The sequence below is a fragment of the Brevibacillus sp. B_LB10_24 genome (assembly GCF_046036945.1).
Taxonomy (GTDB): Bacteria; Bacillota; Bacilli; order Brevibacillales; family Brevibacillaceae; genus Brevibacillus_C.
This window is the reverse complement of the sequence record NZ_JBJQOQ010000001.1, coordinates 272,671-294,426: the sequence shown is the minus strand read 5'-3', so window position 1 is coordinate 294,426 and position 21,756 is coordinate 272,671. Positions and strand designations below refer to the sequence as shown.

Below are 21,756 nucleotides of genomic sequence, written 5' to 3'. Positions count from 1 at the left end.
CGTTTTCCTTAATAGCCTGCCATCTGATCAGTGGTTGTTGGCCTTCCCCTTTTTCAATTCGTACGTCGCCGGCAAAAACCTTCTGAATATTCGAACGAAACTAGGAGCAAATAAGGGAATCAAGGTCTCGGGGATAGTAGGTGAGCCGCTCCATGCCGTCCTCCGTAATCAACACGGTGTCCGAGTGCCGGAAGCCACCCACACCCTTGACGTACAGCCCTGGTTCCACGGTGACGACCATGCCCGGCTGCATGACGGTATGGTCACCCAGATCGAAAAAGGGCGCCTCGTGTCCCAAGAGTCCGATATTGTGGCCGGTGTGGTGGCGGGTAAGGTGCTGAATCCCGTTATCCTGCATGAATGCTGTGACTGCCTCGTCAACCGAGGAAAACGGCTTGCCGGGCTTGATGTGGGCAAAGGCGATCTCCTGTGCCTGGCACATCAGGTGAAAGTACTTCTCCTGCTCACGGCTCACCTCGGCGACAAACATGGTGCGTTCCAGTTCGCTCTTGTACCCCCAGACGTCGGCCGCCGCCTGCGACACGAGCGTGTCTCCTTTTTTCAGCACCATGTTTTGGGTGACGGCATGCGGAAACGCCGAGTGCGGCCCTACCTGTCCGCGGTAAAAGGCGTTTGCCGGGTTGCCATGCGGCTTGTAGTCCGGGCCCAGCGTCTCAATCATCGCCATGGTGGCTTCCGTGGTCGCCCTGCTGGTAATCTCGATCTCGCCAACTCCCGCCTTGGTGTACTTCTGCAGCAGCCGGTGGGCCAGGTTGCCCCAGCGGCACGACTCTTGAATCAGTTCAATCTCGGCGGGCGACTTGACCATGCGCATCTCTTCCACGATTCCCGCGACTGACTTCCACTCCTTCGCCGGGGTGATTTCGCTCAGTCTCGGCCCGCGATAGCCCATCGACGAGCCGTATCCATCAGCGTCGTATCCGGCCGCCTTTCCGCTGAACCCCGCCTGCTCCAACACCTCTTTCAACTGCTCCAATGGATGCTTCAGTCCCGGGTACTCCGGATAAGAGTGAACGGCGTCAACGCAGGCGAACTCCTCGGCGTGCTCATGCTCCAGTGCCGGAACAAACAGGCGGGTCGTCTGGCTGGGATCCACCACGAAGCACATCGGCCGCTCCGTCGGGTGAAAGTGAAACCCGGTCAAGTAGAAAATATCGGTCACGCCAAACAGCACCGCGCAGTCCGCCCCCGCCTCCTGCAATTTCTGCAGAAACCGATTCTGCCGCTGCCTTAGCTCATCTTTTCCAATCGCTAATCGCATCTGCTTCAACCTCCTCGAATTTGTTGTCTTCTCAGCCGCAAACAAGCGATGCCAAGTCGCGCGGGTAGTAGGTCAGCATCTCCATGCCCTGATCGGTGACGAGCACCGTGTCGGAGTGACGGAAGCCGCCCAACCCCTTCACGTAAATCCCTGGCTCCACGGTGAACACCATGCCCGGCTCCATGATGGTTTCATCGCCAAGGTCAAAGAACGGAGCCTCATGCCCCAACAGCCCGATGTTGTGGCCTGTGTGGTGGCAAGTGAGGTGCTGGACCCCGTTTTCTCGAAAGAACGACTGGACCGCCTGTTCGACCGTGGAAGCCGGCTTGCCCGGCATGATGTGGCGAAACGCCACCTCCTGGGCCTCGTACATCAGCTGAAAGTACTTTTCCTGCTCACGACTCACTTCTTCCACAAACATCGTCCGCTCCAGCTCGCTGTGGTAGCCCCAGACGTCTGCGCCGGCGCCGGTGACAAGCGTGTCGCCTCGCTTCAGTACGAGATTCTGGGTGACAGCATGCGGAAAGGCCGACATCGGGCCCACCTGTCCGCGAAAGACAGCCCGGGCGGTCACCGTATCGCCGTGGGGCTTGTAGCCGGGACCCAGCGTCTCCACCATCGCCATCGTCGCTTCCGCGCTGGCCCTGCCGGTGATCTCAATCTCGCTTCGCCCCGGCTTGCTGTACTTTTGCAGCAATCGGTGAGCCAGATTGCCCCAGCAGCAGGACTCCCGGATCAGTTCGATCTCCGCCGGCGACTTGATGAAGCGCATCTCCTCCACCCAACCGCGGATGGACGAAAACGCCTTAGCCGGCAAAAAATCTCTCAGCCGCGGACCGCGATACCCCTTGGCGGAACTGTATCCCTCCGCGTCAAGCCCTACCGTCCTCTCCTGGAACCCCGACTCCAGCAAGGCCTCCTTCAGGTACTCCATCGGATGGCGCAGGCTGGGATACTCGGGGTACGAATGGACAGCGTCGACGTATGCGTACTCTTCGGCGTGTTCCCGCTCCAATGCCGGGACGAACAGATGCGTCTTTTCCTGCGGATCGACGAAAAAGCAGATCGGCCGCTCCGACGGACGGAAGTGAAACGCTGTCAGGTAGAAGATGTCGGTGACGCTAAACAGGATGGCACAGTCGATCCGGTTTTCCTGCAGCCTGGCCCGCCACTTTTGTTGGCGCTGCAAAATCTCCTCTTTGCCAATTGACAGCCGCAAAAGGATCCCCTCTTTCTTCTTGGTTTAGTTGTATAAATGACAGGCTACCACGTGGTGTTCGCCTGCATTTACCATCGGTGGCGCCGCGGTTCTGCATATCTCCATGCAGCTTGGACAGCGGGGGTGAAAAGCACAGCCTGGCGGCGGATTGACCGGGCTGGGGACGTCGCCTGTCAAGAGGATCCGTTCCCTTTTCTCGTCAGGATGGGCAGCCGGTACGGCGGAGAGCAGCGCCTTGGTGTACGGATGCTTCGGACTAGCGAAGATCTCTTCTGTCGCCGCTACTTCCACCACTTTTCCCAGGTACATCACCGCCACGCGGTCGGAGATGTGCCGAACCACGCCCAGATCGTGGGAAATAAACACGTAGGTCAGCGAGAACTCCCGCTGCAGCTTCAGGAGCAGATTGATCACCTGCGACTGGATCGACACGTCCAGGGCAGAGACCGGCTCATCCGCCACGATCAGTTCAGGATGCAGGATCACCGCTTTGGCGATCCCGATCCGCTGCCGCTGTCCGCCGGAAAACTCATGCGGGTAACGATCCAGATGATATTCGGAGAGGCCGACGATCTCGAGGATCCGGACAGCCTGTTTCACCCGCTCTGTCGGGCTGGCTACGCCGTGAACGCGCAGGGGCTCGGTGAGAATCTGCCGGATCGTCTTTTTCGGGTTGAGCGATGCGTACGGGTCCTGAAACACCATCTGCATCTTTCGCCGCAGCCTGCGCATCTCGGAGTAGGAGAGGCCGCTGATCTCCCGGCCGGCAAACACGATCTGGCCGGAAGTGGGATCGTGAAGCCGCAGGATCGTCCGCCCTGTCGTCGATTTGCCGCAGCCGCTCTCTCCGACCAGGGCAAATGTCTCCCCTTTGTAGACCGTAAACGAGACATCGTCCACCGCTTTGACCACTTTTCTCGGTTTGAACCATCCCTGGTCGATGGTGTAGTACTTTTTCAACTGTTTGACTTCCAGCAGCGGCTCAGAGTACATGGCCCACCGCCTCCCCTTCTGCGCACTCATACAGCCAGCAGCGGCATGATCGGCAGCCCAGCTCAATCAGCGGCGGCCGTTCCGCCAGACACTTGGAAAAAGCCTGGGGACACCGCGGCGCAAACGGGCAGCCCGCGGGCAGTTCGTCCGGCCTCGGCACACTGCCTGGGATGGAGTAGAGCTCCTGCTTTCGCTGATTGGCGTTTGGCATAGAGGCGAGCAGCCCGCGCGTATAAGGGTGCCTCGCGTCGTTGAAAATCGTGCGGACATCGGCACTCTCCACCACTTGCCCGGCGTACATCACCGCCACCCGGTCGCACATCTCCGCCACCACCCCGAGATCGTGGGTGATCAGCAGCATCGACATGTTGTGTTTCTCCTTGATCGTTTTCATCAGCTCCAGAATTTGCGCCTGAATCGTCACATCGAGGGCCGTCGTCGGCTCATCGGCGATCAGCAGCTTCGGCTGACAGAGCATGGCCAGCGAGATCATCGCCCTCTGCCTCATACCCCCCGACAGCTGGTGCGGGTACTCGTCAATCACCTGCTCGGCCCGGGGTATGCCCACCTGCCGCAGCATCTCGATGACTCGCTGCCGGATCTCCCGCTTGCCCAGGCTGGTGTGCTGCCTGAGCGGCTCACTCAGCTGCTGACCGATGGTGAAGACGGGGTTGAGCGAGGTCATCGGCTCCTGAAAGATCATGGCGATCTCGTTGCCCCTGATTTTCCTCATCTCTTTTTCTCCAAGACGCGTCAATTCCGTCTGCTGAAACCAGATTTCACCGTCTGCAACCCTGGCCATTGGCCTCGGCAAAAGCCCCATGATACTCAGGGAGGTGACGCTTTTGCCGCAGCCGGACTCGCCGACCAGCCCCAGCGTCTCTCCCTCATACACCTGCAAATCGATTCCGTCCACCGCTTTTACCGTACCGCGAGCGGTCGAAAAGTGCGTCTTCAGATTGCGAACCTCCAAAACCGATCTGCCCGTTCGCAAATGGCCTCCCCCCTTATTTCCCTTTCATCTCCGGGTCGAGCACGTCGCGCAGCCAATCGCCGAACAGGTTGACGCCGAGCGCCGTCAGCACGATCGCCACTCCCGGGAACGTGATCAGCCACCACGCGCTGAAAATGTAGTCTTTGCCCTCGCTCAGCATGTTTCCCCAGGCCGGCTGCGGGGGCTGCACTCCAAAGCCGAGGAAGCTGATCGAGGCCTCGGCGATGATGTAGGTAGCGATCTGCAGCGAGGACAGGACGATGATCGGCGTAAACAGATTGGGCACGATGTGCTTCACGATAATTTCCCAGCGCGGGACGCCGGTGGCGACGCAGGAGAGGATGAACTCCTTTTCCCGCAAGGCCAGCACCTCGCTGCGCACCACTCGGGCATAGACGACCCAGCCGGCCAGGACCAGGGAGATGATGATATTGCGCAGTCCCGTTCCCAGTACGGCGTTGATCACAAGCACCAGCAGGATAAAGGGGAAGCTTAGCGTCACATCGACGATGCGCATCAGCACCACGTCGATCCAACCGCGAAAATAGCCTGCGACAATGCCGATCGCCGTCCCGGCCGATCCCGCGGCGATCACCGTGGAAATTCCGATGATCAGCGAAATTCTGGTCCCTGCCATGATTCGCGACAAGATGTCCCTGCCCAGTTGGTCCGTGCCCAACAGATGGCCTTCCGTCAGCGGCGGAAGCAGTTTCTTGGCAAAGTCCGCCTGTGTCGGGTCAAAAGGGGCCACCCACTCTCCGGCGAAGCCGAAAAAGACGACGCAGACGATGATGGCAAGCCCGAACATTGCCGTAGGGCTTTTGGCAAGCTGGCGGGCCAGGTGGCGCAGCCCAGAATCACGTCCCCTGCGTCCCGCGGGTATTGGCTGTGAATTGGTTTCTACCGCGGAATGGTTCATCGTATCCCCCCTACTTTAAGCGGATCTGCGGATTGACGAAGGCATACAGCACATCGACGACAAAATTGATCACGGAGTAGACAAAGGCGATGAAAAAGACGCCGGCCAGTACCACCGGAAAATCCCTGCCCAGAAGCGACTGCATCAGCAGCCGGCCGATGCCAGGCCAGGAGAAGACCGCTTCGGTAATCACCGCCCCGCCGAGCAGTACCCCGAGGTCCAGCGCGATCAGCGTAATGATGGGGATCAAGGTGTTTTTGAGCGCATACCGGGAGAGAATTCGCCAGGTAGGCACGCCGGATGCCCTGGCCGTGCGGATGTAGTCCTGCCGCAAAACGTCCAGCATCGTCGAGCGGGTAAAGCGGGCAAAGCGGGCGACGCTGTAAGCGGCCAGCGTTACTGTCGGCAGGATCAGGTGCAGCGGGGAGCCGCCGCCCCCCGATGGCAGCCAGCCCAGCGTCGCGGCAAACAGGTAGATCAGGATCAGCCCCAGCCAGAAGCTGGGTACCGCCTGCCCGAGCACCGTAAAAGCGACGCCCAGTTGATCGTAGAACGTATTGCGTCTGTAGGCGGACAGCACCCCCAGGGGAATGCTGATCAAAAGCGACAGTAGCAGCGAGGAAAACGCAAGCTGAAAGGTGGCGGGCACACGGTCCAGCACCGTCGTCAGCGCATCTTCCTGAGTTCTCAGCGAGGCGCCGAAATCGCCCGTCACCGCCTGTGCGATAAACTCGCCGTACTGCACGTAGAGGGGCCGGTCAAAGCCCAGTGCCTTCCGATACTCCTCCAGTTGTTCGCGGGGTGCGTCAGGCGGCAAAAAGAGCGCCGTCGGATCCCCTGACAGGCGAATCAGAAAGAAGACGGCGGTCAGCGCCAGAAACAGCACCACAATCGTTTGGCCTGCCCGCTTCAAGACAAAATCCAGCATAATCGCCCTCCTTCCTTTCCAGACACCAGAACGGGCTGTCTACTTGCCCCACTTCATGTAAAATACGGGAATTCGCTCATCCACCCGCGGCGTGAACTGCAGATCTTTGGCTACGGCATAGATGTCTTTCTGCTGCCAGAGCGGCACCCAAGCCGCTTCGTCCACCAGGAGCTGCTGCAGATGGTCAAATGCCTTTTTCCGCTCCTCCGGCTGGAAGATCGGGATAGCCGCCTGGATCTCGGCTTCTACGTCCTTGTCAAAGAAACTGCTGTACGGCGCCGCTTTGGTGAACAGGTTTTCAATCGTGCTCTGCGCGTCAAAAGCAGGGCCCCAGCCGAGGATGAACATGTCTTTCATCTCCCGCTGCCTGATCTTGCTCAAGTGGTTTCCCCACTCGTTCACCTGCACGTTTACCGTGATGCCGATGCGCTGCAGCTGCGCCGCGATAGCTTGAGCCACCTGCGAGTCCATCGGATACCGGCCGCTCGGGGTGTCCAGCTGCAGCTTCAGCTGCTTGGGATCGTAGCCTGCCTCTTTCAACAGCTCCACGGCCTTGTCCGGATTGTACTCGTACCCTTTGGTCTCGGCGTAATCGGCATTCACCTTGGAGAGCGGCCCGGTCATCCTGTTCCCGAAGCCGTTGAGCACCGTCTTCAGCAGTTCATCCACATCGACGGCGTAGTTGATCGCCTGCCGCACCCGCTTGTCCTTCAGCGGCCCGTCATAGAAGTTGTTTAGGGCCAGGTAGTTCACCCGTGAAGAACCGACCATCTCGATTTTGGAGCCAGAGTTGTTTTTTACTTTTTCCACCGCATCGACCGGCACGTTTTTAAACAGGCTGATTTCCCCGCTCAAAAATGCCGACAATCTGGCGCTGAATTCCGGGATCATGCGAAACGTCACATGCTTGATGGTAGGCTCGCCCCGCCAGTATTTGTCGTTGGCTGTCAGCTTCAGGTATTGGTCCCGCTTCCACTCCTCGAATTTGTACGCCCCCGTCCCTACCGGTTTGCCGGCCGCCTTCTCCAGGCCCGCTTCTTTAAGGTGTTTCGGCGCCATGATCAGGAGGTCGTCCGCCACCCGCAGCAGCAGATTGGGAAACGGCTGGTCGGTGATCAGGCGAACAGTGTTGTCGTCGACCACTTTGGCCTCTTTGATGTGCACCCACCTCGAGCGGTAAAACGAATTGTTCTTCTCGTCCAGAATGTAGTCGACGTTGGCCTTGACCGCCTCTGCGTTGAACGGTTCTCCATTGTGAAACGTGACGCCCTGCCGCAGCTTAAACTCCCACGTGGTCTCGTCGATGTTTTTCCATTCTGTCGCCAGGCCGGGAATAAACTTCCCGTCTACATCCCTGTCGATCAGCGGGTCGTAGATGTTTCGAATCAGCTGATCGGTCACAGAGTTTACGTCGGTATTGGCCAGCATCGTCGCCGCATCCGATTCCACGCCGATCACCAGATCTGTCTTGGCCACGGCGGCAGCGCTCTGTCCGCCTGTGTCCGACCCGGCTTGAGCCGGCTGGGTGGAAGGCCCGTCCTTATCGGCCGTACCGGGCGTGCAGGCCGCCGCCACTGCCGCCAGTACGAGCAGCAGCACCAGCATCGCGTGTTTCACTTTTCCCATTGCAATCCCCCTTTTCAAGTTGGTTTCCTGAGGTTGATATCGAACAGAATTTTACGAATTAATAAATTATTTTAACCACTTTGATTTTCATTGCTATGTCGCAATTGCCAAAATTCCTGTGTATTTTTTGTTGTGGGTGACAAACTTTTTAAAACATCTGCTGGTATGTATTACCGGCCATCATATCGTCCTGCTTCCATAACAGGAACATTGCTGCATTTATCGAACTATGTAAGGTGATTAAAGGTGACATCATGCCACATAGTACCAGCATGAAGCATTATAATCTGAAGAAAAGAAAGGTCGATGCCCATGTTTGATGCACAGTTCAAGAGAATAGGTGAATATAATTGGCTTACGAAAAAATTTTCCGATGCTGTAAAAAAGCTCTATCCTCATCCCATTGCTGTTGTGACTCAACAGTTCTATGAACCTTCACTTCTCAGCGATTTTGTGATTTTGACTGATACAACTATTGATGTCGTTACGGGAGAGCCGGTGAATGCTCATGATACAAAATATTCCTGCACGATCGTATCCTATCCAATCAGAGCAATCCAAAAAATCCATGTGGAATTCGCTGAAACACCCCTCATTCCTGATAAAGGATACGATCTAAACGCAGTAAATCAAAAAGTTACCATCACCGTCGATACTGGGCAGGCAATTGTAATTGACTATTTACATGTGCCAGCATATTACTTGCAATCATTAAGCAAGGAACTAGAACACTTCACTAGAGAACTAAAAGCTCGGATGTAAGCCGACATTTTAGCGGCTTTTTTCGATACTCGGATGTACCAATAATTCCCCCAAGTGAGTCCGATCATTTCCCAGTATTGATTTCTTGCTGAAAAAGAAAAAGCACCCCGTGGGCGCTCACTTTGACTTAGATTAACAATAAAATAAGGGGAGTCGATTGAGAAAATCAACTATTCTAAAAATAGTATCTGTTTTGTATTGAGATGATTGTTTTTTATTTTTTGATAAAAAGTCCGAGACTTATATTGAAATGGAAGAGGTGGAACTTTGGACTTCTGGGGCAATTACATTTTCGCGGGTGCCCCGCAGTCCATGGAGAAACGCTACTTTATCGAAAAGAAACAGTCCGATCAAAGGTACGATACCGAATCGCCTCTGCTACATGCCCGGCTTCGATCCGTTCAGCCCCGGAGAGATCGGCGATCGTCCGCGATACGCGGAGGATTCGGTCATAGGCGCGGGCGCTCAGGCCCATCGTCTCAAATGCCAGACGGAGCAATTCCTGACCTTCCCGGTCTAACGGGGCATGGGAGCGAATCTCCCTTCCGTTCATCCCGCTGTTAAAGGGAAAGTGGCTGCGCTGGCGGTAGCGCTCCTGTTGAAGGGCGCGGGCGTGCTCTATTCGGTGACGTATCACCTCCGACGCCTCTTCCACTCTTCGCTCGCCGAGCAGCTCTACCGGGACTCTGGGCACTTCCAGGTGAATGTCAATCCGGTCCAATAGCGGGCCGGACAGACGGGAGCGGTATCGTTGGATTTGCTCCGGCGTACAGGTGCATTCGCGCTGATCGCGGGAGCCGAAATAGCCGCACGGACACGGATTCATCGAGCCCACCAGCAGGAAACGTGCTGGATAGGAGAACACCTGCCGGGCTCGTCCGATCGTCACCTGTCCTGATTCCAACGGCTGGCGCAGCACTTCGAGCACGTGCCGGGAGAACTCCGGCAGTTCGTCGAGAAACAAGATGCCGCCATGGGCCAGACTGCACTCTCCCGGACGAGGCGTCTGGGCGCCGCCGCCGATCAGCGCTGCAGCCGTGATCGTGTGGTGGGGAGCGCGAAACGGCCGCTTGGTCACCAGACCGCTCTTGCTGGTGAGGTACCCGGCGATACTGTAGATCTTGGTTACTTCCAGCGACTCTTCCTGGACCATTTCCGGCATGATCGACGGCAGGCAGTTAGCCATCAGCGTCTTCCCTGATCCGGGCGGCCCGATGAGAAGCACGTTATGAAATCCGGCAGCCGCTACTTCCAGTCCACGCTTGGCATACGCCTGGCCAATCACGTCGGCGAAGTCGCAAGGCGTGGCATGCTCATTCGCTTTGACCGTCCGTGCCGGGGTGATCCGGACCGGTTGAACCGGTTGATCCGGATGATCCGCTCCCGATGCCGATTCCGCCAGTTGATCGACCGCTTCCCCGCTGTAGAGCCGGACCGCATCCGGCAGGTTGCCCGCTGACTTGACGTCGAGGTCGACAAGCAGGGCTTCCTCGCGATTGGACTCGGGCAAGACGACGTCTGTAAAACCATGCTCCTTGGCGGCCAGCAGGATCGGCAGTACCCCCGGCACCGGCCTCAACGAACCGTCCAAGGCCAATTCCCCCAGTACAAGCGTACGGGTTTTTGCCGGTTTTAGCTGTTTCGATGCAAGCAAAATGCCAATCGCAATCGCCAGGTCAAACGCCGATCCCTCTTTGCGAAAATCGGCCGGCGCCAGGTTGACGGTAATCCGCTCGAGCGGGAATTCAAACCCGCCATTGCGCAGGGCCGCGCGAACGCGGTCGCGGGCCTCTTTGATCGCGGAGCCGCCCAATCCGACCACTTCAAAATACGGCAGTCCGTTGGAGATGTCCACCTCCACCGTAACCATCATTCCCTCGATTCCGAAAATCGTCCCCGAACAGGTTTGTGCGTACATGTCTTTTCTCCTCCTGATTCAAGGCTACAAAAAGACAGGGGCGCTCGCAAAAAAAACCTTCCGCAGATGTGCGAAAGGCTAAAAAAATGTTGCTATTGGAGGAGTTCATCGCGTCGAGTACACTACATCATACGCACCACAGGCAGGGGCTGCTGTAGACACTCCCCCAAATCAAGCCGCCTAATTCTAAAATGCCCCTATGATGTGCTTCAGTTCAAAGGTCGCAGAATCCTTGTACAAGATGCAGACGATGTCAAAGCGAATGCGCTGTCTTCGCTGCTGCTGCTTGAGATAGAGCAGGGCCAACTCTCGCAGCTTGCCTTGCTTTTGCCAGGTGATGGATTCCGCAGGGGTACCGTACCGATCACTGCTGCGGGTTCGTACTTCCACGATCACCAGCGTATTCCCGTCAACGGCGACGATATCAATCTCCCCGGAGGCAAACCGCACGTTCTGCCCGAGGATAGAGTAGCCTTTTGTCTGCAGATGCTCCACTGCCAGCTGCTCCCCCTTTTTGCCCAGCCTTGCTCTCCACCTGCTCACTTCCCGCCCGCCTTGTCCATGCGGTATACAAAAGCGAGGATTTCCGCTACGACTTGATACAGTTCCGGCGGGATTTGCTGATTCACGTCAAGCTTGCTCAACATCTCGACGAGCGAAGGGTCTTCCTGAATCGGTATCCGGTGCTCCTTGGCCCGCTGCAGGATGTTCTCCGCCACAAATCCTTTGCCTTTGGCGACAACTTTGGGCGCCTCCGCCATCTCTGCCCGGTAGCGAAGGGCCACGGCTTTTTTGCCGAACTGTCCTGGTTGCGGTGGACGGCTCATATGCGCAAATCCACCCCTTTATAGCTGGCGAGCAGGCCCGCCTTGACTTCCGCGCTCACCGGTTCATCTCCTGCCGCCGCCGGGATCGGCTGGACACGCAAGCCGGACAATTGGTAGCCGACCTCGCCCAACTGCCTGGCAAATGTTTGTTTTGCGCCGTAGACGAGCGGATCCAGCCATGGCTGGTCATTAAAAATGCTGACATTGACGATCCGGTTGACGATGTTGACGTCGATCATCGTCACGCCCAATGTGTGCAAATCGAGATTGAAGAACAGACGGCAGTTTTCCGGGTCGAGCTGTCCGCCGCCCTGTTTGCGAGACTCGATCTGTACGAAGGCCGTCTGCTCGCCTTGCTCAGTTCGCAGCGGTATCTGCATGACCACCTGGGAGATCGACTGGCTGCCAGGCTGCAGCAGCATCAACTGCTGTCCGGTAATCTGCTGCAGCAGGCTTTCCGCTGACTGGCGCAGGCCGGCGGGCAATGCCTCCCCATGCTGCTGAAGCACCTGCAGCAGCATGCCTTTGACCGTCTCCAGGCGGCTGTCCGCGGCAAAGCGTCCTCCAGGCGGGATCTGGCTCTGCGCAACCTCCCTTTCGTGCCGCAGACCCAAGCTGTGGAACAGCTCCCTGAGCTGCTCTCCCTTTGCCTGTGCTGCTGGGCCTGAACCTAGGTGAACCACATCCGAAGCGAGGTCCTGATTCGAATGCTGCACGGGGGCCCGATCAGACTGGCCAGTCGGGCGGAGCGATGCCGTCTGCGGAGTGGGATTTTCCACCTGGGTGCGGACGGTGTCCGGTGTGCTAGAGTCCGATGTCCGAGCCCAGGCGTTGCTGCTGCCAGACAGGCCCGCAGAAGCGGGTAGAACGCTGGCCGACCCGCTGGCGGTAGCCGAGGAGCCCACCCCTTGTCCGCTCACCATCGTCTGTGAACCGGCACCCGGCCTCATCTCCGGCTTGGCTGCAAACCGGGTCTCTGTCTCAGACGCCGCGTCGCGAGAAGATATGGAGCCAAATGCCTCCTGATCTGGGACAAGCCCGCCTGCAGCAAAACGACCGGCAAGCGGAGAGCTTTCCGTACCGGCCCGTCCCGGCTGCACCGGCTGTCCTGCCTGTACTGGCTGCCCCGCCTGTGCCGTTGAAACAGGACGCTCTATCCCTGCCGCCTTACCCGTCGCTCCTTGCAGCCCATTCAGAGGCTCGGACACAGCGATTCCGGGTGCAGCGGGCACTTTAGACTGTGACGCTGGCAGCAAGGCAGACGGAGAGGGCGGCGATTCTTTCGCTGCCTGGCCTGCCCGTGAGCCCAGCTGCGACAAATCGACCGGCAGTTCAGCCAATTTTCCCCGCAAGGCGGCGATCAGCTGCGGCAGTCCGTTTGCCGCTGCCAACCGGTTTTCTCCTGTGGCGCTGCTGCCATGCGTTTGCAAAAACAGCTCAGCCTGCCTGCCGAAGGTGCCGATGGACTCCGCCAGCGAATCCCCGGAAAAAAACGCCCGAAGTCCGGCCAGCACATTTTCGGTCACAGGCAGATTGCGCCTGACCGCCAGTAAAAAGGCATCGACAAGTCCATCGTCCAGGCCGCCGAGGCGCTGGGCAGCAGCGAGAAAAGCGTTGATCGACTCCCTTGACACCGGAAGCTGCTGCTGGATCAATGCCGCCACCAGCGTTCTGCTCTGAGCCGTGTCGGCAATCCCCAGCGTGCGCAGCAGCGCCTCTGCCGACGGCTGCTGTCCGGACTCATCTGTGGTGTGCAGGACTTTGAGCGTCACGGGGTTGCCGGATGGCTGTACCTGCAGCCAGGCGGTCCGTCCTGCCTCCAGCGGTGTTTCCAGCTTCGCCAATACCTGTGTGCCGCCGACTTGAACCAGTGCTTGACTGTCAGGCAGCAGCCTGACGACGCGCCCCGCGACTACCTGCCCAGGTGTTAATTCCAGTTGTTTTTGCCCGGGTGTTGCCGCCCGATTCAATACGGAAGTGATCAGTTGTGCAGCCTGAAACATGGTGCAACCCTCCTTTGGCATGCCTACCGGGCAGCCAGTTCCTTGACAGCGCCAAATGTACGCCGATGTATCGGGGAAGGTCCGACCAGGTGCAGAGCCCGCAAATGCTCTTCCGTGCCGTACCCGGCATTCTTCTCGAAGCCGTATTCCGGATAGAGCAGCGAATACTCCGCCATCAGCCTGTCCCGCGTTACCTTGGCCACGATGGAAGCGGCGGCAATCGACACGCTCTTTCCATCTCCGCCGATGATCGGCCGTTGTTCAAACGGGAAGTCCGGTATCTGCACCGCGTCGATCAGGCAGATATCCGGTCTTGTACCCGCCTCAAGGACAGCGTGCCGCATCGCTTCCCGTGTCGCTTCCAATATATTGATCTCATCTATTCTCTCGGCAGATACGATGCCGATCCCCACGTACTGCGCTTCCCGCATGATCACTTCATAAAAAGCCTGTCGCATGGCTTCCGGCACCTTTTTCGAGTCGTCCAGTCCGGGGAGATAAAAGTCCTCCTTCAACGCCACCGCGGCGGCCACAACCGGCCCTGCAAGCGGCCCCCGGCCCACTTCATCGATGCCGACGACGATAGTCTTCCCTTGCTGCCTGCAGGCCCGTTCATACTGCGACATCTCTTCCCACTTCGCAGCCAGCTTGGCCTGCCGCTCTTGCCGCTGCGTCAACTGCCGGGCGAGCTCCACGACGCCTTTGCGCTGGTCGGCGAGCAGCTGCTTGAGGACAGACGCCGAGACCTCTTCTTGCTTAGAAAGATACTCTCTTATTTCTGTTATCGACATATTCTCAATCTTCATTGACGGTTCTCTCCTATGTACGAACTGCATGAAAGCGAAAAACTCCGCTTACCTATCATGGTAGACGGAGTTAGGCGTAGCTGCAAATAAAATTTACGCTTCCTCTGATTCCTGCCAGTCCGTGGGCCTCTCCAGAGAGATACTCCCCAGCTTCCCCGAACGCAGCTCCCGTAAGAAAATCTCTGCTGCTTTATCGTAGTCAATCTCGCCGCCGCCAATCAGGCAGCCCCGTTTTTTTCCTATTTCGGCCAGCATTCCCACGTGATCTTCAGGCAGCTGTTTCAGTTTGAACCGCTCAAGCAGCCGCTCCGGATAGTACTGCAGCATGTAACGAATCGCAAACAGCGCGACATCGGTAAAGTCAAGCAGTTCATCCTTAATGGCCCCGCTTGCGGCCAACCGAAGTCCCACCTGCTGATCCTCGAACTTTGGCCAAAGAATTCCCGGGGTGTCGAGAAGCTCAAGAGAATCTCCCATTTTCACCCACTGCTGCGCCTTGGTGACAGCCGGACGATCGCCGGTCTGGGCCACCGAGCGCTTGGCCAGACGGTTAAGCAGGGATGACTTGCCCACATTGGGAATACCCAGTATCATGATCCGCACAGCCCGGCCCTGCATCCCCCGCTCGGCCCGCTTCTGCAGCATGTCGGAGGCGAGCTCCCTGCATATGCCAGGCAGCTTGTTTACTCCTTTGCCGCTAAGGGCATCGATGGGCAAGGTTCGGATACCGCGCAGGCGGAAGTATTCCATCCATTCCTTCGTCACAGCTTCGTCGGCTAAATCAGCTTTATTCAATAAAATGAGACGAGGTTTCTCGCCGACGATCTCATCAATCATCGGATTGCGGCTTGACAGCGGCAGCCTGGCGTCAAGCAGTTCAATTACGACATCGATCTGTCCCAGCCTCTCCGTTACCTGTCGGCGCGCTTTGGCCATGTGGCCGGGAAACCATTGGATCGTCATCGCTACTCCACCTGCCTCCTCTTGCTTGTTAACGAGTCATTCTGATGCGATTCAGCGGCCAGAAGACAAACTCGGCTCGTCCAACCACTGTCTTTAGCTCAACCGGCCCGATCATCCGGCTGTCCTTGCTGTTGGGGCGGTTATCCCCCATCACCCAGATGTGGTCTTCCGGAATCTTTACCGGTTGAAAGTCGGCTGTCCATTCCAGACCAGCCGCTTCGGCTTTTTGCTTATTCTCTGCGAGGTACGGCTCATCGATCGGTTGACCATTGATGTAGAGGGTATCATTGCGCATTTCAACCGTGTCGCCAGGAAGTCCGATTACCCGCTTTATGTAATCGCGTTTGGCCTCGGCGTGAAAGACGATGATATCTCCCCGCTCAGGAGGGTGCAGATAGTACACTGCCTTGTTGACAACCAGCTTCTCTTCATTATGTAAAGTAGACTCCATTGATTCCCCTTCAACGATGAACGGAGCGAACAAGAAGCCGCGAATCAATAAAGCCAGCACGATTGCGATAGCGAGTGCCTTAATCCATTCCCACGCTTCACTCTTGCCTCGGCTGGAGGTAGCTTCTTCACTCATGTACAATCCCTCCTGCGCATCCAATATCAATCAATGGGAAAAAAAGGAGGACTGGAATCCAGACCCCCTTTTTTTGAAAGCAAAACGGCTGTCTTGCTTCTTATCGACGAATTTCCTTGATGCGTGCAGCCTTACCCACACGATCACGCAGGTAGTACAGCTTCGCACGGCGAACACGGCCTCTGCGCACCACTTCGAGTTTATCGATTTTCGGCGTATGAAGCGGGAAAGTACGCTCTACACCCACACCGTACGAAATCTTACGAACGGTGAAAGTCTCGCTGATACCTGTGCCGCGACGGCGGATGACCACGCCTTCAAACAACTGGATACGCTCGCGCTGACCTTCAATAACCTTAACGTGTACACGTACGGTATCACCTGGTCGGAACGCAGGAAGATCCTGTTTTAATTGATCTTTTTCTAATTCACGGATCACTTGATTCATGTTATTCCCTCCTTCCGATCAGACGTTCTTACTCGCCTGCTTAACCATCAGCACCTTCGGCCGACGTACGAGTAGCGGACCGCCTTAGTCAGCGGGCAAAATTGCCACGATAAGTATAATAACACACTTGGGAACCGACTACAAGGGCTAATCCTGTCCCCCGGTACTTTCTTCTTCCCGCTCTGCTTGAAGCTCTGCGAGCACCTGCTGCATCTCTTTGGTCAGTTCCGTCTGCGCGAGCAGCTCCGGCCGGCGTTCCATTGTGCGGCGCAGGGACTCCCTCAGCCGCCAGCGCTCGATGTTGGCGTGATGACCCGAAAGCAGCACCTCCGGCACCTGCCAGCCGCGAAATTCAGCCGGACGGGTGTAGTGGGGGTGCTCCAAAAGGCCGGTGGAGAACGAATCCGTCACCGCCGACTGTTCATTGCCCAGCGCACCCGGCTGCAGACGGACAACACTGTCAATCACCACCATCGCAGCCAGTTCTCCGCCGGTCAGGACGTAATCCCCAATCGAGATCTCGTCTGTCACCAGGTGCTGGCGGATGCGCTCGTCATACCCTTCGTAGTGACCGCATATAAACACGAGGTGCTGCTCGGCTGCCAGCTCCTCGGCCAGCCGCTGGTCGTAGCGCCTCCCCTGCGGACACATCAGGATGACGCGAGGTTTCGCCTGGCCGGCTACCGCCTCTACCGCACGGAACAGCGGCTCCGGCTTCAGGACCATCCCGCCGCCGCCCCCGTAAGGAGTGTCGTCCACCGTACCGTGTTTACTCTCAGAGAAATCGCGAAAATTGGTCAAGCCAAACTGTACGATGCCCTTTTCCGCTGCTTTGCCCAAGATACTGGAGCCAAGTACCCCGGAAAACATCTCAGGAAACAGCGTCAGGATGTCAATGCGCATGCCTTTTCCTCCTACAGCAAGCCTTCCATTAAATGACAAACAATCTTTTTATTTACAACGTCCACTTCTTTGATGCAATCGTCAATATACGGGAGCAGGATTTCTCCCCGCACTCCGCGCACCACCCAGACGTCGTTTGCTCCCGGCTGCAGCACGTCGACGAGTTTTCCAAGCGGCTCCCCCTCGTCTGTGACCACTTCGCAGCCGACGAGCTGGTGAATGTAAAATTCGTCCTCTTCCAGTTCCATCAACTGGTCCTCCGACACCTTCAGCTCGCCGCCTTTGAACTTCTCCACATCGTTGATGGAGGGGTACCCCTTGAAGCTGATGATCTCAAACTCTTTTTGGGTGCGGCGGGAAGCCACTGCGAGCTTTAACGGCTGCGGCAGCGAGTCATGAAACAGGTACATTTCGCTGCCGACCCGAAAGCGCTCCTCGGGAAAGTCGGTCGTCGGGATCACCCGGACCTCCCCGCGCAGTCCCTGGGTGTTGACCAGCTTGCCTATCAAAAAATAGCGTGTCTCACTCACGTCGGCTTCACTCCTCGGCGGATTTCATGGATAACGCCATCTTTTAAAATGATTTCCGTTCCTTCCATAATTTCATCCCAGCGCTCGCCTACCTTGATCTCTATGCTGCTCTCTACCGTGGTGTGGTAGATCTCGCTTCCCTCCGGCAGATTCTCCACCTGCTTGATTTGGAACTGAAGCAGCTCCAATTTTTCCTTGCGAACGCGCTCTTCGCGGGCCACCCGTTCTCTTACCAGCTGGGCCCCGTCGCTTTGCTTCTTGGCCTCTGACAACAGCTTTTTGCCCTGAAACTGCCACTGCTCCAGCTCCTGCTGAAGCTGCTTGACCTGCCGGCGATACTCGGCCAGCAGCAGGGCGCGGGAGGCTTCTGTCAGGATCACCTTTACCTGTACGGGAGTCGTAATCGTCAGCATCAGATCCCTCCTTTGTAGAGGAGCTATGGATAGCAAAAAAGACTGGGTGTGCCCCAGCCTTTTTCATACGATTTCTACCGTGACGCGTTTGTCCGTTTGCACGGCAGCCGCGCTCACTACTGTTCGCAGGGCTTTGGCGATCCGTCCTTGCTTCCCGATAATCTTCCCCATATCCTCGGGGTGTACGGACAATTCAAAGACAACCAATCGGTCCTTTTCCACTGCGTTGACACGAATCTCTTCCGGATGATCAACGAGAGCCTTTGCGATCGTTTCGACCAACTCTTTCATATCATGACCTCCGTCAGAGTTCCTTATTTCCCGTATTTGGCTTCATGCACTTTTGCCATGACGCCTGCTTTGGACAGCAGATTGCGCACGGTATCAGTCGGAGCTGCACCGTTTAAAATCCATTGCACAGCCTTTTCGCTGTCAATATTGACAACAGCCGGTTGAGCGATCGGATTGTAGTAACCGATTTCTTCAATAAAACGGCCATCGCGAGGGGAACGGGAGTCAGCTACAACTACACGGTAGAACGGAGCTTTTTTCGAACCCATACGCTTCAGACGGATTTTTACTGCCATGATGTTCACCTCCTATATCAATCAACGCTTACACGTTGTACAAGCTGTATCTGAACTATCGCGTGAAGTGCGGCAGGCACCTGTTCGCGAAGAGAGTTCAAGCATTCTTATTTAAACGGCGGTTTGAAGTTAAACGGGAAACCGGGCCCCCGCTCCTTCAGCGGAAGGTTGCCGGCCGACTTGCCCATGAACGGCAGGCCGAACCCTTTTTTCTTGCTCTTCTTCTGCATCTTGTCCGCCATCCCGCTGAACTGTTTCATCATCTTCTTCATTTCTTCAAACTGCTTGATGAAACGGTTGACTTCCTGAACGCTCGTACCGCTTCCAGCGGCAATCCGCTTGCGGCGGCTGGCGTTGAGCAGGTCGGGATTGGCCCGCTCCTTCAGGGTCATCGACGTGACGATCGCTTCGACGCGCCCGAGCTGCTTTTCATCCACCTTCAGGTCTTTCATCTTGTTCATCCCCGGCATCATCCCGAGAATGTCCTCCAGCGGACCCAGTTTGCGCATCTGCTGCATGGAGTCAAGGAACATGTCAAAGGTAAACTCCCCTTGACGCATCTGCTTCTCCATCTCTTTGGCCTTCTCGGTGTCGACCGCTTCCTGGGCCTTCTCGATCAGGCTGAGCACATCGCCCATGCCGAGTATCCGCGAAGCCATCCGGTCCGGATGAAACGGTTCGAGGCTATCCAGCTTCTCGCCCATCCCGGCAAACTTGATCGGCTGCCCGGTGACTGCCTTGACTGACAGGGCAGCACCGCCGCGGGTATCCCCGTCCAGCTTGGTCAGGATCACGCCGGTCAATTCCAGCTGCTGGTTGAAGCTCTCCGCCACATTGACCGCATCTTGTCCGGTCATGGCGTCGACGACGAGGAGAATCTCGTCCGGCTTCGCTACTTCCCGCACCTGTTTCAGCTCATCCATCAGCGCTTCATCGATGTGCAGGCGTCCGGCTGTATCAATCAAGACGTAGTCGAGATGATTTTCTTTTGCGTGTTCAATCGCCTGTCTGGCGATTTCGACCGGGCTAACCTGGTCGCCCAAGGTAAAGACAGGCGCTTTCACCTGTTCGCCCAGCACCTGCAGCTGCTTGATCGCAGCCGGGCGATAGATGTCGCCCGCCACTAACAGCGGTTTGCGGTTTTGCTTTTGCAGGTACTTGGCCAGCTTGCCGGTGGTGGTCGTCTTACCTGCCCCCTGCAGTCCCACCATCATCACGACGGTCGGCGGTTTGGCTGCGACGGCTATCTTGGCGACGTTGCCGCCCATCAACTCAGTCAACTCTTCGTTGACTACCTTGATGACCATCTGCCCCGGGGTTAAGCTTTTCAGCACCTCTTGGCCAATCGCCCGTTCTTTCACACGTGCGACAAAGTCTTTTACTACCTTGAAGTTGACGTCGGCTTCCAGCAAGGCGAGGCGGACTTCCCGCATCGCTTCGTTGACCGCCTGCTCGTCGATCTTCCCTCTGCCGCGCAGTTTGTCAAATGCACTTTGCAACCGGCTTGCTAAGCTTTCAAAGGCCATGCCAGCCCCTCCTAATCCATCTCTGACAGTTGGCGGAGCAAAGATAGGAGTTCCTCTCTCGGCTTGCTTTCTTCCGTCGCTTCGGCCAGCAGGATCGCCTGGGAAATCACTTCCTGACGCCGCTGATGCCTGATGGCAAGCTGCAGCTTTTCTTCGTACTCAAACAGCTGCTTTTCAGCGCGTTTGATGTGGTCGTAAACCGCCTGGCGGCTCACTTCGTGCATCTGCGCAATCTCGCCGAGCGAAAGGTCGTCCAAATAGTACAATTCCAGGTATTCCCGCTGTTTTCCTTTTAGCAGCGGAGCGTAAAAGTCAAACAGGAGATTCACTTGATTGGTCTTCTCAAGCATGAAACCAATCCTTTGCTTAAAAGATCCGCGGTTGCATCACTGTAAAGGGAAATCACTTTACAGAACCAGATACTATACTATCCAATTCCATGCCCACTGTCAAGTGTTTTTGTTGACAAGAGTTTTGCTGCCTTACTCGCTTGTTTTCGCTTCGTCTTCAATCACTCCGGCGAACAGGGCGTGGACGAACTGTTCCGGATCAAACGGCTGCAAATCGTCCATTTTTTCGCCCAGACCGACGTATTTCACCGGCAGGCTCAGCTCATTGCGAATGGCGATGACGATGCCGCCTTTTGCCGTCCCGTCCAGCTTGGTCAGGACGATCCCGGTCACACCCGCCGACTGGCCAAACGTCTTCGCCTGAGACATCGCATTTTGACCGGTCGTGGCGTCGAGTACGAGCAGCACCTCATGCGGGGCGCCAGGGATTTCCCGCTGCAATACGCGGTGCACCTTGGCCAGCTCCTCCATCAGGTTGACTTTGTTTTGCAGGCGTCCGGCTGTATCGCACAGAAGCACATCGGCTCCGCGTGACTTGGCCGCCTGCACGGCGTCGAAGATCACCGCCGCCGGATCGGCTCCCTGCTGGTGCTTGATCACATCCACTCCGACGCGTTCGCCCCATACCTCCAGCTGTTCGATCGCCGCCGCGCGGAAGGTGTCGCCGGCCGCCAGCAGGACCTTATTCCCCTGCTGCTTCAGCATGTGGGCCATCTTGCCGATCGTCGTCGTCTTGCCGACGCCGTTGACGCCGACGAACAGGATAACGTTGAGCCGGCTGGGCTGAATATTGAGCGAGGCATCCTGCTCGCTGCCGCCGCCCTGCAGCAGGGCGACCAGTTTTTCCGAGAGGATCGGCTGCAGGTCAGCCGCTTCCTCGATTTTGCGCTTGCGCACCTCATCCCGCAGCTCATCGATCAGCTCCATGACCGTGGAGACGCCGACGTCCGCCCCGATCAAGATCTCTTCCAGCTCCTCAAAGAAATCGTCGTCGATTTTTTTGTAGCGGCGAATCAGTTCTTCCACCTTGCCGACGAGGACGTCACGCGTTTTCGTTAGCCCTTGCGTAAACTTCTGTGTGACCGCCTCCGATTTTTGCACGATGGCGTCGCGTAATTTCTTGAAAAAACTCACAGGTATCCCCCTTCTTGGCCGAAAAATGAATTCGGCACG

Annotated in this window: 24 protein-coding genes; 1 reads left to right on the top strand and 23 read right to left on the bottom strand. The window is 56.9% G+C overall.

Features of this window, described 5'->3' with window-relative positions:
- Positions 1 to 100: 100 nt before the first annotated feature.
- From ACI7RC_RS01510 to ACI7RC_RS01480, 7 genes are read right to left on the bottom strand one after another with little or no spacing between them, the layout of a single operon-like run.
- The gene (locus ACI7RC_RS01510) at positions 101 to 1,282 is read right to left on the bottom strand and encodes a M24 family metallopeptidase (protein ID WP_408106446.1); all 1,182 of its coding nucleotides are present in this window, start codon (positions 1,280 to 1,282) and stop codon (positions 101 to 103) included.
- Positions 1,283 to 1,313: 31 nt separating this feature from the next.
- Positions 1,314 to 2,501 (bottom strand): M24 family metallopeptidase, encoded by a 1,188-nt coding sequence (locus ACI7RC_RS01505; protein WP_408106445.1) that lies wholly within the window; start codon positions 2,499 to 2,501, stop codon positions 1,314 to 1,316.
- 24 nt (positions 2,502 to 2,525) lie between these two features.
- Complete coding sequence (locus tag ACI7RC_RS01500; protein WP_408106444.1) at positions 2,526 to 3,494, bottom strand: ABC transporter ATP-binding protein; 969 nt, start codon at positions 3,492 to 3,494, stop codon at positions 2,526 to 2,528.
- Positions 3,484 to 4,488 (bottom strand): ABC transporter ATP-binding protein, encoded by a 1,005-nt coding sequence (locus ACI7RC_RS01495; RefSeq protein WP_408106443.1) that lies wholly within the window; start codon positions 4,486 to 4,488, stop codon positions 3,484 to 3,486. Before ACI7RC_RS01495 ends, ACI7RC_RS01500 begins: the two co-directional genes overlap by 11 nt.
- A gap of 13 nt (positions 4,489 to 4,501) precedes the next feature.
- Positions 4,502 to 5,407: an ABC transporter permease gene (locus ACI7RC_RS01490; protein ID WP_408106442.1), complete on the bottom strand. Its 906-nt coding sequence runs from the start codon at positions 5,405 to 5,407 to the stop codon at positions 4,502 to 4,504.
- 10 nt (positions 5,408 to 5,417) lie between these two features.
- A complete protein-coding gene (locus ACI7RC_RS01485; protein ID WP_408106441.1) occupies positions 5,418 to 6,335 on the bottom strand; it encodes an ABC transporter permease in 918 nt (305 codons plus the stop codon).
- Positions 6,336 to 6,374: 39 nt separating this feature from the next.
- Positions 6,375 to 7,961: an ABC transporter substrate-binding protein gene (locus ACI7RC_RS01480; protein WP_408106440.1), complete on the bottom strand. Its 1,587-nt coding sequence runs from the start codon at positions 7,959 to 7,961 to the stop codon at positions 6,375 to 6,377.
- A 312-nt stretch (positions 7,962 to 8,273) separates the two neighbouring features.
- On the opposite strand from ACI7RC_RS01480, the gene ACI7RC_RS01475 reads away from it, so the two are divergent.
- The gene (locus ACI7RC_RS01475; RefSeq protein WP_408106439.1) at positions 8,274 to 8,723 is read left to right on the top strand and encodes a hypothetical protein; all 450 of its coding nucleotides are present in this window, start codon (positions 8,274 to 8,276) and stop codon (positions 8,721 to 8,723) included.
- A gap of 328 nt (positions 8,724 to 9,051) precedes the next feature.
- Here ACI7RC_RS01475 and ACI7RC_RS01470 read toward each other — a convergent pair whose 3' ends face one another.
- The 16 genes from ACI7RC_RS01470 to ftsY form a co-directional block, all read right to left on the bottom strand.
- Entirely contained in the window at positions 9,052 to 10,641 is a 1,590-nt protein-coding gene (locus ACI7RC_RS01470; RefSeq protein ID WP_408106438.1) for a YifB family Mg chelatase-like AAA ATPase, read from the bottom strand.
- A 186-nt stretch (positions 10,642 to 10,827) separates the two neighbouring features.
- Positions 10,828 to 11,184, bottom strand: coding sequence for a YraN family protein (locus ACI7RC_RS01465; protein WP_408106437.1), 357 nt, complete (start codon positions 11,182 to 11,184; stop codon positions 10,828 to 10,830).
- Positions 11,181 to 11,468 (bottom strand): EscU/YscU/HrcU family type III secretion system export apparatus switch protein, encoded by a 288-nt coding sequence (locus ACI7RC_RS01460; protein WP_408106436.1) that lies wholly within the window; start codon positions 11,466 to 11,468, stop codon positions 11,181 to 11,183. Before ACI7RC_RS01460 ends, ACI7RC_RS01465 begins: the two co-directional genes overlap by 4 nt.
- Positions 11,465 to 13,471, bottom strand: coding sequence for a hypothetical protein (locus ACI7RC_RS01455; protein WP_408106435.1), 2,007 nt, complete (start codon positions 13,469 to 13,471; stop codon positions 11,465 to 11,467). Before ACI7RC_RS01455 ends, ACI7RC_RS01460 begins: the two co-directional genes overlap by 4 nt.
- Positions 13,472 to 13,494: 23 nt before the next feature.
- Positions 13,495 to 14,277 carry a ribonuclease HII gene (locus ACI7RC_RS01450; protein ID WP_408106434.1) on the bottom strand — a complete coding sequence of 261 codons (783 nt, stop codon included), beginning with the start codon at positions 14,275 to 14,277 and terminating at the stop codon, positions 13,495 to 13,497.
- A gap of 93 nt (positions 14,278 to 14,370) precedes the next feature.
- Positions 14,371 to 15,240 (bottom strand): ribosome biogenesis GTPase YlqF, encoded by an 870-nt coding sequence (gene ylqF, locus ACI7RC_RS01445; RefSeq protein ID WP_408106433.1) that lies wholly within the window; start codon positions 15,238 to 15,240, stop codon positions 14,371 to 14,373.
- Between the two features lie 28 nt (positions 15,241 to 15,268).
- On the bottom strand, positions 15,269 to 15,826 hold the full coding sequence (gene lepB / locus ACI7RC_RS01440) for a signal peptidase I (protein ID WP_408106432.1): 558 nt from the start codon (positions 15,824 to 15,826) through the stop codon (positions 15,269 to 15,271).
- 100 nt (positions 15,827 to 15,926) lie between these two features.
- Positions 15,927 to 16,274 (bottom strand): 50S ribosomal protein L19, encoded by a 348-nt coding sequence (gene rplS, locus ACI7RC_RS01435; RefSeq protein WP_408106431.1) that lies wholly within the window; start codon positions 16,272 to 16,274, stop codon positions 15,927 to 15,929.
- Positions 16,275 to 16,421: 147 nt separating this feature from the next.
- Positions 16,422 to 17,177 carry a tRNA (guanosine(37)-N1)-methyltransferase TrmD gene (gene trmD, locus ACI7RC_RS01430; protein ID WP_408106430.1) on the bottom strand — a complete coding sequence of 252 codons (756 nt, stop codon included), beginning with the start codon at positions 17,175 to 17,177 and terminating at the stop codon, positions 16,422 to 16,424.
- Positions 17,178 to 17,188: 11 nt separating this feature from the next.
- Complete coding sequence (gene rimM, locus ACI7RC_RS01425) at positions 17,189 to 17,707, bottom strand: ribosome maturation factor RimM (RefSeq protein ID WP_408106429.1); 519 nt, start codon at positions 17,705 to 17,707, stop codon at positions 17,189 to 17,191.
- Positions 17,704 to 18,120, bottom strand: coding sequence for a YlqD family protein (locus ACI7RC_RS01420; protein WP_408106428.1), 417 nt, complete (start codon positions 18,118 to 18,120; stop codon positions 17,704 to 17,706). The genes rimM and ACI7RC_RS01420 overlap by 4 nt, the downstream gene beginning before the upstream one ends.
- A gap of 63 nt (positions 18,121 to 18,183) precedes the next feature.
- Positions 18,184 to 18,411 carry a KH domain-containing protein gene (locus ACI7RC_RS01415; RefSeq protein WP_408106427.1) on the bottom strand — a complete coding sequence of 76 codons (228 nt, stop codon included), beginning with the start codon at positions 18,409 to 18,411 and terminating at the stop codon, positions 18,184 to 18,186.
- A 23-nt stretch (positions 18,412 to 18,434) separates the two neighbouring features.
- On the bottom strand, positions 18,435 to 18,707 hold the full coding sequence (gene rpsP, locus ACI7RC_RS01410; protein WP_408106426.1) for a 30S ribosomal protein S16: 273 nt from the start codon (positions 18,705 to 18,707) through the stop codon (positions 18,435 to 18,437).
- Between the two features lie 107 nt (positions 18,708 to 18,814).
- Complete coding sequence (gene ffh, locus ACI7RC_RS01405; RefSeq protein ID WP_408106425.1) at positions 18,815 to 20,233, bottom strand: signal recognition particle protein; 1,419 nt, start codon at positions 20,231 to 20,233, stop codon at positions 18,815 to 18,817.
- A gap of 11 nt (positions 20,234 to 20,244) precedes the next feature.
- Complete coding sequence (locus ACI7RC_RS01400) at positions 20,245 to 20,583, bottom strand: putative DNA-binding protein (RefSeq protein ID WP_408106424.1); 339 nt, start codon at positions 20,581 to 20,583, stop codon at positions 20,245 to 20,247.
- Between the two features lie 132 nt (positions 20,584 to 20,715).
- On the bottom strand, positions 20,716 to 21,717 hold the full coding sequence (gene ftsY / locus ACI7RC_RS01395; RefSeq protein WP_408106423.1) for a signal recognition particle-docking protein FtsY: 1,002 nt from the start codon (positions 21,715 to 21,717) through the stop codon (positions 20,716 to 20,718).
- Positions 21,718 to 21,756 lie beyond the last annotated feature (39 nt).